9 protein-coding genes are annotated in these 13092 nt (G+C 68.5%); 8 read left to right on the plus strand and 1 reads right to left on the minus strand.

What is annotated here, in order from left to right; all coding sequences use genetic code 11:
• Positions 1-109: 109 nt before the first annotated feature.
• Positions 110-544 carry a hypothetical protein gene (locus tag AMK34_RS00355; protein ID WP_038515142.1) on the plus strand — a complete coding sequence of 145 codons (435 nt, stop codon included), beginning with the start codon at positions 110-112 and terminating at the stop codon, positions 542-544.
• A gap of 4 nt (positions 545-548) precedes the next feature.
• On the plus strand, positions 549-1202 hold the full coding sequence (gene shbA, locus AMK34_RS00360) for an RNA polymerase sigma factor ShbA (RefSeq protein WP_073842246.1): 654 nt from the start codon (positions 549-551) through the stop codon (positions 1200-1202).
• 495 nt (positions 1203-1697) lie between these two features.
• Here the strand turns inward: shbA and AMK34_RS00365 are convergent, their stop codons facing one another.
• Entirely contained in the window at positions 1698-2633 is a 936-nt protein-coding gene (locus AMK34_RS00365) for an SEFIR domain-containing protein (RefSeq protein ID WP_073842247.1), read from the minus strand.
• A 222-nt stretch (positions 2634-2855) separates the two neighbouring features.
• On the opposite strand from AMK34_RS00365, the gene AMK34_RS00370 reads away from it, so the two are divergent.
• The 6 genes from AMK34_RS00370 to AMK34_RS00395 are packed head-to-tail and all read left to right on the plus strand — an operon-like array spanning position 2856 to position 12967.
• Positions 2856-3449 carry a TIR domain-containing protein gene (locus AMK34_RS00370; RefSeq protein ID WP_228694565.1) on the plus strand — a complete coding sequence of 198 codons (594 nt, stop codon included), beginning with the start codon at positions 2856-2858 and terminating at the stop codon, positions 3447-3449.
• Positions 3450-3452: 3 nt separating this feature from the next.
• Entirely contained in the window at positions 3453-5087 is a 1635-nt protein-coding gene (locus tag AMK34_RS00375; protein WP_073842248.1) for a CATRA system-associated protein, read from the plus strand.
• Positions 5088-5108: 21 nt separating this feature from the next.
• Positions 5109-5735: a hypothetical protein gene (locus AMK34_RS00380; RefSeq protein ID WP_038515139.1), complete on the plus strand. Its 627-nt coding sequence runs from the start codon at positions 5109-5111 to the stop codon at positions 5733-5735.
• On the plus strand, positions 5735-8812 hold the full coding sequence (locus AMK34_RS00385; RefSeq protein ID WP_073842249.1) for an ATP-binding protein: 3078 nt from the start codon (positions 5735-5737) through the stop codon (positions 8810-8812). The genes AMK34_RS00380 and AMK34_RS00385 overlap by 1 nt, the downstream gene beginning before the upstream one ends.
• A 53-nt stretch (positions 8813-8865) precedes the next feature.
• Positions 8866-12234: a hypothetical protein gene (locus AMK34_RS00390; RefSeq protein WP_073842250.1), complete on the plus strand. Its 3369-nt coding sequence runs from the start codon at positions 8866-8868 to the stop codon at positions 12232-12234.
• A gap of 55 nt (positions 12235-12289) precedes the next feature.
• Positions 12290-12967, plus strand: coding sequence for a DNA alkylation repair protein (locus AMK34_RS00395; protein WP_073842251.1), 678 nt, complete (start codon positions 12290-12292; stop codon positions 12965-12967).
• Positions 12968-13092: the final 125 nt, after the last annotated feature.

The raw sequence follows: 13092 nt of genomic DNA on the forward strand, positions 1-13092 counted from the left end.
TCCGGCGAACGGCAACGGACAAAATCAGGACAACAAACTCCGGCGCGCAACGCCGTCCGCGATTTCCTCGATTATCGGGCATTCGGACCGCGAACGCCCGGGAGAGAACATGGGAATCGCCCTTGACACCACGAGCGAGGGAAACGGCACGTCCGGTGTGCTGATCCTCGTCGTGATCGCCGTCGTGTACCTGGGCTACATCGCCTTCAAGAGACACGGATTCCGGCCACGGCGCGTGGAAACCACCCTGACCGGGCAGCAGTTGCGGCAGGTCTTCAAGAAGAAGATCGCGAGGAAGGGCTGGTCCGTCGCGGACGACGGCAACCCGATGATCGCCCGGTCCGCGGAATCCGACGGAATCCGGCAAGGGATCTCGCTCAAGATCTCCGAGGCGGACGGACGCACCGTCGGGGAACTGGCCGCGATCCTCCACAAGAAGAAGGTCTTCGGCGACACGGCGAAGGCGTACAGCCTGCGGTGGCGGATGAACGCCTTCATCGCGCAGGTGCGGCGGCTCGATTCCACCGCGAAAGTGATGGGCTGAGCCGATGCCGACCATCGACACCCACCCGATCGACGGCGAAGTCCGGGGATACCGCACCTTGGACACCCTCCCGCGCCCGTCGGGCCGGCTGACCAAAGAGATGCTCGATCCGCTCGTCATGGCGGCGAAGACCGGTGACGAGGATGCCGTCGACAGGCTGCTCGCCGTCGTCAAGCCGATGCTGGTGCGCTATTGCCGCGCGCGGATGGGCGGGCGCGACCTCTCCTACCTGTCGGCCGACGACGTCGCGCAAGAGGTGTGTCTCGCGGTCTTCAAAATGCTGCCGGTGTACGAGGATCGCGGCGGCTCGTTCCTCTATCTCGTACGGGCGATCGCGGCAAACAAGGTCGCCGACGCCTTCCGTGTGGTGTCCCGCGACCGGTCCGATCCCGTACCCGAACTGCCGGAGGCCGGGCCGGTCCGCAACGAGCCGGAAAGTCACATGCTCGACGTCGACCTCGGCGCGCGGCTGGGCAGGCTTGTCGCCCAGTTGCCGAAGCTGCAGCGGGAGGTGCTCACCTTGCGGATCGTCGTCGGGCTGAGCGCCACCGAGACCGCGGCCGCGCTCGGGCTGTCGCCGGGGAACGTCCGGGTGAAACAGCACCGGGGGCTGGTGAAGCTGCGGGAGCTGGTGCAGGAGGAGGACGACTTCTCTTGAGGGGCAAGGGGGACGAGGGGCGTCGCACCTGAATGTGGGTGGCTGTTGGTCGCAAGTCCGTGAAGGCCTCCTTCCCTACTCTGAAGGTAGGGAAGGAGGCCTTCACGGACTACGCGATCGTCACCCGCGGCTCTGCAACACCACCAGCCGCAGCAGTCACAGCGGATGCGCGTGAAGGCCCCCTTCACTGCGTCTAATGCGGCGAAGGGAGCCTTCGGCCCTGGTCAAGCGCGGGTCGTGAGTGGCGTTTCGGGTTAGAACCCGAAACGCCACTCACGACCACCTGCACCGGCCACGCCACAACGAGAACTGCTGTCCCTTATGGACAATTGACTCTTCGCCGGTTCCCCCCTGAGCAAGTCTGACGCACTTCCTCAAGTACATGATGGCCCCCTTCCTGGCGCTAGACGCAAGGAAGGGGGCCATCATGTACTGATGCGCAGCCCACTGTGGCTGGAGGTTGGGCGAACGTGGCGATCGGGAGCGACACAAGCGCTACTCCAGCACGGGATCGCCCCACGCCAGTTCCGGCAGCCACCTGCTCTCCGTCGTACCCGGACGGTGGAACTCCAGCCGGAGCCTCAGCACACCGGTGACGCCGACGTCGATCTTCGCCGGTTTTCCCAGCGCCACCTTGACCTCCGGTGACGGCCGTCCGTCGAGGAGGACGCGGAAGTGGCCGACCTGGAAGGGCTCGGCGGCGTCGTCGAGGACGCCGACCGTCGCGGTGAATCTCCGGTAGGCCATCCCGAGGTCCACTTCGACATAAGCGAGCCGCTCGGCCGCCCGCAAGACGATGCTGTCCTTGTAGTGCACGTCGTTGATCCGCGCGCCTTCGGTGCGGATGCCGTCGCTGCACGCCCGCCATTCCAGGCCGGTCGCGACCGAGGTCTTGCCCGGGCCGGCCGCGTTCGCCGCGCCGCCACGCCACTGGCCGCGTTCGGGGCGCTGGTGCCGGGCCCTGCCGGTGATCGCGGCCAGAAGATCCTCCACACCCTCCTCGGTGAACACGTCGACCGGATATCTCGTGGTGGAGTGCGGGTTGAGGAAGTTCGGGATGTCGTCGACGGACTGCTGGGGGAACACGACCGGCAGGATCCGTTTGATCTCGCCGCCGAGATCCCTGGTCAGGCGATCGCGGATCCGCGCCGCCTCGAACTGGGAGCCGCGCCCTTCGTCGAACGCCGCGTTTCCCTCGGCACGGCGTTTGTAGTCGGGTGAGGCGATGACGACCACGAAATTCGCCGTGTCGAGGTGCTTCAACGCCCACAAAGACCAGTCGCGACGTTCGCCGTCGTCCCATTGATCAAGATGTACTTCGAGACCGATCCGGCCGTGCAGGAAATCCGCGAAGTGGCGGACCCGTTCCTTGTGCTCCGGTGAATCATGTGCGTAAGTGACGAACACATGCGGTGGCTCGTTGTCGGCCATCGAAACTCCTGTCAGTGAAGGGTGCCCGGCAGGCCGGGTGGTCGCATTCTCGGCGATCGGACGCGCGCGGGACACCCATTGTCTCCCGCTTGTCATCTTTCTGTCTTTCGCGGACTCGTATGCGGCGCCGTGTCCAGTTTTTGTCGTGTTTTTGTACCTTTTTGAGAGTGTCTTCGGCCCCTACGATCGGTGCTGTCAAACGGATCCGGGTGCGAAGGGGCGATGGCGCTCGTGTACGAGTACGACGTGTTCATCAGCTATCGCCGAGGCGGAGGCGACGCCCCGGACTGGGTGCGGAATCACTTCCACCCTCGGCTGCAGAGACTTCTGGACGACAATGTCGACTATGACGTCAAGATATTTCTCGAAGACAGTGTCGCCGTCGGCGGGAACTGGCCCCGGGAAGTCCGTGAGGCGTTGCAGCGTGCCCGGATCCTGATTCCGGTCTGCTCCCCGAAGTACTTTCGCGACGAGCGGTGCCTCGCCGAATGGCACACGATGGCGAAGCGGGAGGAAATCGTCGCGCGGGACGGCGTGACGAAGGCGGGCCGGTTGATCTATCCGGTGATCTTCAGCGACTCGGATTACTACCCCGCCTGGGCGCACGAGCGCCGGATGCGCAGTTTCCGGGACTGGAACAAACCGCATCCGCAGTACCAGAAGACCCCCGAGTACATCGAGTTCGAGGACGAACTGGGGCGGATGGTGAAGGAACTGGTGGAGATCATCGAGCAGGCACCGCCGTGGTCTCCGGAGTGGCCGATCGAAACACCACCGCCCGAACCGCCGCGACCGTCGAAGCTGCCGAGGTTCTGATCCATGCCGGGAACTGTGGTCACCTTCTACTCCTTCAAGGGTGGTGTCGGCCGGAGCTTCACCATGGCCAATATCGCCGTTCTCTTGGCACGCTGGGGATATCGGGTGTTGTGTTTGGACTGGGACCTCGAAGCGCCAGGCCTGGACACCTACTTCCGGCCGATGATGAGCGCACCCCCGTCGGGCGGGGTCGTGGACCTGATCGACGACTTCCGTGAAGGCAGGCTGGCTCCGGGCGCGCATACGACCCGGCTGACCGGGAAGGTGAAACTCGACGTCATCACCGCCGGCCGCGGGGACGACGCCTACGTCCGGCGAGTGCAGGATCTCGACTGGGAAGGCTTGTACGAACAGGGTTTCGGCGACTACCTCGAACAATGCCGTGAACAGTGGACGGCCGCCTACGACTACGTCCTCATCGACAGCCGCACGGGCATCTCCGACATCGGGGGTATCTGCACCGCGCATCTTCCGGACCGGCTCGTCGTCCTCTTCACGGCGAACGTGCAGAGCATGCGGGGCGCGGTCGACATCGCCGAACGCGCCAACGCCGCGCGCGACCGCATGCCTTACGACCGGCCGCAGCTGACCGTCCTGCCGGTGCTGTCGAGGTTCGACGCACGCGAAGAGTACGCGCGCTCGGAGGAGTGGCGGCGCATCTGTCTCGAAGAGACCAAGGACCTGTTCCGCAGCTGGCTCGACCGCGACGTCTCGCCGGACGTGATGTCGCGTCATCTGACGCTGCCGTACGTCTCCTTCTGGACCTTCGGTGAACAGCTCCCGGTGATGACGGAGATCAGCCCGACCGCCGACCAGATCAGCTTCGCGCTGGAAACGGTCGCGGCGGTCGTCGCGCACGACTTCGACCGGACGGACCTGCTCGCGGAGAACCGCGACGCCTATGTCGCCGCGGTCCGGGCGGAGAAACGCACCTTCTCCCACGACGTCCGGGTCAGCACGACCAGACCGACGATGTACCTCGCCGAAGAACTCATGAAGTACCTGGTGGAGCTCGGTGTCCGGCCGGTGCTGTCGTTGTCCGGGGAACGGTCGCTGCTCGAAAAGACCGCGGACGACGCGAAACATCTGTGCCTGATCGTCGACCGCGAGGTGAGCCGCTGGCAGTCGGCCGAGGTCGAACTGTTCCTGCACCGGACCCTCGGGCAGGACCGCCGCGTCGTCCCGGTGCTCACCAAGGGAACCGAGCCGAACAGCCTGCCGGGGTACGTCGGCAATCTGCGGCATCTCCAGTTCGGCCCGTCGCGTGGACCGATGGAGATCGCCCAGAACCTCGTCGACCAGCTCAGAGGGACGACGGCACTCGTCGAACCGGGCGACCTCGACGTCGCCGGCGTGCTCCGGCAAACCGCGCACGCCCGGCTGCGGCCGCTCATGTGGGGCTTCGTGGACGAGATCGTCGCCGAGCTGCAGATCGCGATCGGCGCGGGGGACCGGGAACGGGTGCAGGACCTCGCCGAGGAGCTCATGTCGGCGACACGGGTCCGCGCGACCGACGCGGTACCGGGACATCGCGTGCTCGCCCCGCCGGAGACGCGGGAGGCGCTCGAATGGGCCGTGCGCACCTCGGAGGCCAGGGTGACACGCCAGGGATTCAGCGGATTTCTCGATCAGCGCTAATCACGTACGGAAGGATCACGGATGACGGATCGATTGGGACAGAAGCAGACCGCGGCGATGCTGGCGCTGATGGTGGTCGCCCGGGAGGTGTCGAACCCGGAGCTGCGCGAGATCGTCGGCTTCGCCCTCGACGGCAAGGAACGCCGTCAGCTCAACGGCCTCGATCTGGTCGCCAGCGAACAACGCGGCCGTCCCTTCTACCACGAGTTGACCGAGCGCGGCTGGGCTTGGTGCGAGGAGGAACTGAGCCAGGAAGAGGCGCCGCCGCCCCGGGGCAGCCTGGGCAGCGCCCTGTACGTCGTGCTCGGCGGGCTCGGCAGACACCTCCGGCGCGAGAAGCTCCGGCTCGCCGACCTCTTCATGCCCGAGGTCGACCTGACGGTGGAGGAGATCGAGTCCCGGATCCGGATCGCCTACCGCAAACTGTCCCGTTCACCGCGCGACTGGGTCTCGTTGGTGGAACTGCGGCCGATGCTCGGCGAAGCGTCCACTGTGGACGTCGACGCGGTCTTGAAGGAGCTCAGCCGGTCGGGACAGGCGCATCTGGTGCCGGAATCGAACCGCAAGGCGCTCACCGCCGCCGATCACGAGGCGGCGATCCGCATCGGCGGTGAGGACAACCATCTGATCTCGATCGAGGCGCCGTGATGGACGAGCTGAGCGCGCTCGCGGCCCTGCGGTTCGACTGGGCCGACACCCCCGATCACGTGTGGCGTGATTCGCCGTATCACGTCGACGGCCTGCACACCGGCGTGCTGAAGCAGGTCAGCTCGGGGATCAAGGAGGCCGTCGCCAGTGACGGCCCGAGCCCGATCGGGCTGGTCCTCCAAGGGAAGAAGGGCGTGGGCAAGACCCACCTGCTCGGCCTCGTCCGGAAACAGGCCCACGACGCCCGCGGCTACTTCTTCCTCAACGACCTCACGGCGGGCGACGCGTTCTGGGAGAACACCGCCGAGGCGATGCGCCGTGGGCTTTCGCGGCTCGACGGCTCCGGCGTCCCTCAGCTCACCAGTTTCCTCCGCCGCGTCTGCCTTCGCGCGAGCATCGACGCGAACGTCACCAAGAAGATCCTGGACGGGCGTGGCCTGTCGAGGGCCGACGTCGACACGTTCGTCGACGGCCTGCGCGGCCTCGATCGGGACGTCGCCAGGGAATGCGCCGACACGGCACGCGCGCTGGTGCTCTACGCGAGCGAAGACCCGAGCAAGAACTACGTCGGGGACGACTACCTCGGCGTGTTCCCGGAGTCGAAATCCGGTGACCGTCGCAAATGGGGTATCCGGTCGGATCCGAAATCCGCGAAGACGCAGGTCAGGAACATCACGCGGCTGCTCGCGCTCACCGGGCCGATCGTGATCGCCGTCGATCAGCTCGACACCCTGGTGGCCCGGTCCGCCGTCGGCCAGCGGCAAGTGCGGGACAGCGACGAACAGGACCTGCTCGTCGCCCAGATCGCGGACGGGCTGATGGGTCTGCGGGAGGTGACCAGAAGGACCATGACGGTCCTCGCGTGCCTCCCCGGCACCTGGGAGCTGCTCAAGGAAAAGGCCACCGACACCGTCCCGGATCGCTTCCGGGAAGCCTTGATCCTCGGCCGGGTCACCGATGCCGAAGTCGGCAGGGCCTTGGTCGAGAAACGCCTCGGAGTCGCGTACGAGACGATGAAGTTCGTTCCTCCCTGTCCCACGTGGCCGGTGGCCCCGTCGGCCTTCGACGGGGAATGGGAGGAGATGTCGCCGCGAGACGTCTTGAAACGGATCGGCGCGCATATCGACGCCTGCGTCCGGGCGGGCCGGGTGATCGAGCTGACCACGTTCGACGAAGGCGGCGTGCGGTCGGCCGGACCGCCGCGGCCGGCGATGGCCGCCGATCGGTTCGCGGAACTGGACAAGCGGTTCGAGGAACTTCGCTCGGAGGCCGACCCGTCGGCCTTGCTGGATCCGAAGGTCGAGGACAAGGTGATGCCCCGGCTCCTGTCCGCCGCGATCCGGGGATGGATCACCGAGGTCGGCGACGACAACCTGGAATGGGTCTACGGCGCCAAAAGCGACCGCAACGAGCTGCACGCCTGGCTCACCCGCACGGTGGACGAGGCGTCCGACCTCGAAGAGCACTGGGCGTTCCGGGCGATCGCGGCGTCGCATCCGATCGCCGCGTTGCACCGGTTCCGCAAGGCGCGGTCGGCGGCCGGGGTGCGGAAGGGCGCGGAGAACCGGCATCTGGTGCTGCTGCGCAACCCGGCGTGGTCGGGCGGGGTGAAGACCCAGGCGGAACTCAAGGAGTTCTTGAAGGAGGGCGGCAAGTCCCGGGGAATGTCCGATGCGGACATCCGCACGTTCTGGGCGCTGGACAAGATGTTCGCCGAGGGAAGCCGGGAGCTGCACGAGTGGCTCGTCGACCGGCGGCCCGCCGGCCGGTCGGAACTCCTGTCGGAGGTCCTGCCGGAACCGTTGCCCCGGGCGGTGTCCACCGAGACGTCCCCGGCGGCCGAAGGGGAGGTCACCCTCGGCACCGTGTCGGGCAGCGGGAAACCGGTCCGGATCGAACTGGCGGCCCTGCGCAAGCACGCCGCGGTGTTCGCGGGTTCGGGTTCCGGGAAAACGGTGCTGCTGCGGCGGATCGTGGAGGAATGCGCGCTGCAGGGCGTTTCCGCGATCGTGCTGGATCCGAACAACGACCTCGCCCGCCTCGGCGACGCCTGGCCGGAGCCGCCCGAGGCCTGGGGAGCGGACGACGCCGGGCTCGCTGAGCGATATCTGGCCGAAACCGACGTCGTCGTGTGGACGCCGGGGCGGGCCGGTGGCAGGCCGCTCGCGTTCCAGCCGTTGCCCGATTTCGCCGGAGTCCTCGACGACGAGGACGAGTTCAACGCGGCCGTCGAGGTCGCCGTGGCGACACTCGCACCGCAGGTGAAACTGACCGGCAGCACGGGGAAGGCCAGCGTCGGGCTCGCGGTGCTGCGGCAGGCCGTCGTGCACCACGCCCGGACCGGATCACGGAGCCTGCCCGCGCTCATCGAGGTGCTCGAAGACCTGCCCGACGGGGTGAGCACGTTGAACGACGGGCGAAAGCTGGCGGCCGAGCTGGCCGAGCTGCTGAAGGCCTCCATGGTCAACGACCCCCTCCTGGCGGGTGGCGGCGAGCCCGTCGACCCGGCGCTCCTGCTCGCTCCCGGGGAAGGCAAGCGGGCAAGGGTTTCGGTGATCAGCTTCATCGGGCTGCCTTCGGAGAAGCAGCGGCAGAACTTCGTCAATCAGCTCCAGATGGAACTTTTCGCCTGGGCCAAGCGGAATCCGGCCGGTGACCGGCCGCTCGGCGCCCTCTTCGTGATGGACGAGGCGCAGATGCTCGCCGCGTCGGGGACGCTCACGGCGAGCACCCGCAGCACCATCGTGCTCGCCTCGCAGGCGCGGAAATACGGCCTGGGACTGCTGTTCGCGACACAGGCGCCGAAGGGCTTGCACAACCAGGTCGTCGGCAACGCGATGACGCAGTTCTTCGGCAGGCTCAACAGCCCGGCGCAGATCGCCGCCGCGAACGAATTGGCCAGGGCCAAGGGCAGCCCCGTCGACGACATCTCGCGGCTGGAACGCGCCCAGTTCTACGTGTCGGGGGAGGCGTTCGGCTTCCAGCGGGTGACCACCCCGCTGTGCCTCACCCACCATCCGGCCAGCCCGCTCAGCGTCGAGGAGGTGCTGGCCCGCGCCCGCGGCGAAGCCGAGTGAAACCACAGCCCGTACGCATCGACAACTGTGCTCGCTGGAAAGGATTTCGCACCATGGCAGGAATCTTCATCACCGTCCGAGCCGGTGACGGCCAGGACCGGCTCCGCGGTCTCGACCGGAGTCTCGGTCACGTGTTCGGAAAGGACCGGATCGTCCGGTCCGGCGACGCCGCGTCCGTCCTCGTGGTGCCGATCGGCACCGAGGGGCTCGACGACGCGGTCCGGGAGGAGGTCGCCGAGGCATCGCGGCTCGGCAAGAAGATCGTCGCGGTCCTGGTGGACGACGCCGTCATGCCCGGGGAAATCACCGCCGACTCTCACCGGCGGCTCGGCGGACGTACGGCGGAGCAGGACATCGCGGGCCTGATCACCGAACTGACCCGGGTCGCCCCGGAATTGGGCATCGGGGTCGTCCCCGGCCTCGAAGACCTGGCCGAGTGGCTCGAATCCTGGCGGGACGAAACGCGTCCCGTCCTGCCCGAGAGCCTCCCGCTGCTCGGCCGCGCCCGTGAAACGGATCGGCTGTGCGACTGGCTGGACGCCGAGCCGTCGGTCCTTCCCGTGTACGCGGGCAGCCGGACCGAGGCGGCGGCGTTCGTCGCGACCGCGTTGGCGGCTCACCGTCCGGGGCTCCGGGCGGTCCGGGTGTCGAGCCCGGAGGCTTGGCGTCAGTGCCGCGACCTGGACGGGCCGTTCGTCGCCGTGGTGGACGGCGTCGAGGTGGGGGAGGAGACGATCGGCGGCCATGTCGTCGTGGTGCGGAGCACGCCGGACCGTGCCGGTGCCGATGTCCTGGTACTGCCCCGGATCCCGCGCGACGAGGCGGCGGAGGCGTTCGCGGCGGCCGGTGTCCCGTCCGCCGACGCGACCGCCTGGGCCGACCTCGCCCGGCGGAGTCTCGGTGCCCTGCGCCGTCAACTCGCCGTCGCCGGTGACCTCCCGAGATGGGTGAACCCGCTGGAGCGCGATCTCGCCGCGCCGCTGCTGCTGATCGGCCGGTGGTCGGCCGGGTCGCGGCATGATCTGGAGGAGATCGCCGCGATCGCCGGCCGGGAGATCGACGAGCTCACGCGTTTCTTCGCCAGGGCCGAGACCGGCGACGACCCACTGCTCGCCCGCTCGGGCGACGTCGTACGGCTGGCGGATCCGCACGATGCCTGGACGCTTCTCCACGGCAGGCTGAGCGCGCAGGATCTGCGGCGCTGGCACGAAGAAGCCGTCAAGGTGCTCACCGAGCGAGAGCCGGGTCGGAAATGGTCGGCGGAAATGCGGCAGGGGCTGGCGCGGAGCGCGGCGCTCCTGGCCGCCGAGGGGGACACGACGCTGTCCGGCGGCATCTCGGGCGCCGACCACGCCACGCGGTTCGTCCGCGACGTGCTCGGCCGGGCCAACGAAGACGGGGACGGAGTGCTCTGGCGCTCGCTCGCCGATGTGCTGCCCTTGCTCGCCGAAGCCGCTCCTCACGAGTTCCTCAATGCCGTCGACCACGCGCTGACCAGCGACCCGTCGCCGCTGAGCGGCACATCCGAGGGGCTGATCGCGGCGCTGGAAACGGTCGGCTGGTCCGACGACGCGTTGCCGATGGTGGTGTCCCTGCTGGCCGAGCTGACGCGGCCGGGGCGAGAGGCCGGTGACCGGCCGCTCGAATCCCTGATCACCCTCGTGCAGCCGTGGTACCCGTACCTCGACCTGCCCGGCGGGCAGCGGACGGAACTGGTCAAGGCGATCGGCCGTCGCTCGCCGGAAGCTGGCTGGCGGCTGGCTCTCGCCCTGCTGCGCGGTCCGCGTGGACATCTGCTCGCGAGCCCGAGCCGGCCCCAGGTCCGTCTCGAATGGACGGTCCCGTCGGCACCGGTCGCCGTCGCCGACGGACCGGAATTCGAGGACGAACTGGTCGCCTCGGCGCTGTCCGCACTGGCGGAACGGCCGTATCGGTGGTGCGAATTCTTCGAACGGCTTCCCGAGCTGAACGCGGCGCAGTGGGACCGCGTCGTGGAGGCTTTCACGCGGCTGGACACCGAACGGCTCTCGGCGGACGAACGTCTCCGCCTGTGGGGCCTGCTCACCGGGGTGACCGCCGAGCACCGGCATCACGCCGGCGCCGGCTGGACCCTGCCGGAGGAATTGCTGCAATGGCTGGAATCCTGCGCCGAGCTGATCGAGCCCGCGGTCAACCCCGGGCGGCACGGCCTGTTGTTCGGCCGGAATCCGTACCTGGACGGTGGCGAATCCCTCGAACCGGAGGCGCGTGAGGCGGAGATCGGCCGCCTTCGCCGCGACGCCGTCGGCGGTGTCCTGCGCGAACACGGTGCCGCCGGGCTGAGCGCGCTCGCCGCCGAGAGCGCCCTGCCCAGACTGGTCGGTGTGGTCGCGGCCCACGTCGCCGCGGACGACCTCCGGGAAGACGCGCTCGCGGAACTGGGGCGCGAGGACTGGGCGGCGGGCTGGGCGGGCGAGATGGCCCGGTCCCAGGGCGGAGAATGGCGGCAGGAGGTCGCGATCCAGCTCAAGGAGCAGGACCGGCTGGTCGACTATCTCCTGGCCATCCCGGTGGACCACGCGCTGGAGCTCTTCGAGTCCGCCGACGAAGCGGTTCTCGAGGGCTACTGGACGCACGTCGGTCCGTGGCCGCTTCCCGAAGGACAGGAGTCGTTCTTCGTCACGCAGCTCGCGCGGCGCCGGCCGTGGGCCGCGGTCAAGGCGCTCGCGGCGGGGGTGCGCGACGGGGCGGCCCTGCCCGCGTCCCTGATCGAGGAAGTGCTGCTCCAGGCGTCCGCCGACGGTGTCGAGGCCCCCGACCGCAAGGCCGTCGCGAACGTCGGCCCGCTGCTGGACCAGCTGGCCGAGGCCGGCGATGCGGACGTCGCGGTCGCCCGCTTGGAGCTGCGGTTCCACGCGGCGCTCAAACACCACCGGAAACCGCGGAGCCTGCAGCGGATCCTCACCGAGAACCCCGGCGCGTTCGTCGAGCTCTGCACCCGGATCCAGCCCGCGGACGACGGCGCCCCGAGCGTGGAACTGGTCGGCGCGTGGCTGACGATCTTCGAAACGCGCACCATGCCGGGGACGACCGATTCCGGTCTCGACGGTGCCGCGCTCAAGGCCTGGGTTTCGCGTGCCCGCACGGACTTCGCCGAACGGGGACGGGCCGAGTTCGGGGACCGGGCGATCGGCACCCTGCTGGCGAGCGGTTCCCCCTTGCCCGACGACGGGTGGCCGCCGGAGCCGGTCCGGGACGTCCTCGACGTCGCCGACGGCGGGTACCTCCGGGAGGGCTTCGCCACCGGATTGACCGTCCAGGACGGTGACGCGGGGGATCTCGCGCAGCGTCATCGTGGCTGGGCGCGGCGGATCAACGTCGGCTGGCCGCGGGTCGCCGCACTCCTGCGTGAGCACGCCGACGACCTGGCACGACGCGGATAGCGGTCAAGGCGCTCCGGGTGGCTCCTCCACCCGGAGCGCCTCGTAGGCTGGACGGGTGACCGGGACGACGACGGCCGAGGTGCTGGCCGAACTGGCCGAGCTCGAGGATCCGCGCGCACGCCAAGTGAACGAGAAGCACGGCGACGACCACGGGGTGAACCTCGGCAAGCTGCGCGCGCTCGCCAAGCGGCTGAAGACCCAGCAGGAACTCGCGCTGGAGCTCTGGGAAACGGGCGACACCGCCGCGAAACTGCTCGCACTCCTCATCTGCCGCCCGAAGGCGTTCGGACGCGACGATCTGGACCGCATGGTGCGCGAGGCCCGCACCCCGAAGGTGCACGACTGGCTCGTGAATTACGTGGTCAAGAAGAATCCGCACGCCGAAGAGCTGCGCGTGGCGTGGTCCGCCGATCCGGACCCCGTGGTCGCGAGCGCCGGCTGGGCTCTGACCACCGAACGAGTGGCGAAGAAGCCCGAAGGCCTCGATCTCGCCGGGCTGCTCGACGTCATCGAGGCGGAGATGAAGACCGCGCCGGATCGCCTGCAGTGGGCGATGAACCACTGCCTGGCGCAGATCGGCATCGAGCACGCGGCGCACCGGGCCAGGGCGATCGACATCGGGGAGCGCCTGGAAGTGCTCAAGGACTATCCGACCCCGCCGAACTGCACGTCGCCGTTCGCGCCCGTCTGGATCGCGGAGATGGTGCGGCGGCAGGACCCCGGCCCCCATTGACGTTGCGAAAGCCACGTTCGCAACCTTCAACGTTGCGAACGTGGCTTTCGTGACACCGCCGCTGGGGCTTGTCCAGTTCCGGTGTGCCGCAGACGGACGACACTCGTGATCAGACGGACGACATG

Source organism: Amycolatopsis sp. CB00013, assembly GCF_001905755.1.
In the GTDB taxonomy this organism is placed as follows: Bacteria; Actinomycetota; Actinomycetes; order Mycobacteriales; family Pseudonocardiaceae; genus Amycolatopsis; species Amycolatopsis japonica.

Coding starts and splice junctions, on each gene's coding strand:
- AMK34_RS00365 (WP_073842247.1), bottom strand. CDS start 2,633: ATGGCCGACAACGAGCCACCGCATGTGTTCGTCACTTACGCACATGAT.
- AMK34_RS00390 (WP_073842250.1), top strand. CDS start 8,866: ATGGCAGGAATCTTCATCACCGTCCGAGCCGGTGACGGCCAGGACCGG.
- AMK34_RS00380 (WP_038515139.1), top strand. CDS start 5,109: ATGACGGATCGATTGGGACAGAAGCAGACCGCGGCGATGCTGGCGCTG.
- AMK34_RS00370 (WP_228694565.1), top strand. CDS start 2,856: ATGGCGCTCGTGTACGAGTACGACGTGTTCATCAGCTATCGCCGAGGC.
- AMK34_RS00375 (WP_073842248.1), top strand. CDS start 3,453: ATGCCGGGAACTGTGGTCACCTTCTACTCCTTCAAGGGTGGTGTCGGC.
- shbA (WP_073842246.1), top strand. CDS start 549: ATGCCGACCATCGACACCCACCCGATCGACGGCGAAGTCCGGGGATAC.
- AMK34_RS00355 (WP_038515142.1), top strand. CDS start 110: ATGGGAATCGCCCTTGACACCACGAGCGAGGGAAACGGCACGTCCGGT.
- AMK34_RS00385 (WP_073842249.1), top strand. CDS start 5,735: ATGGACGAGCTGAGCGCGCTCGCGGCCCTGCGGTTCGACTGGGCCGAC.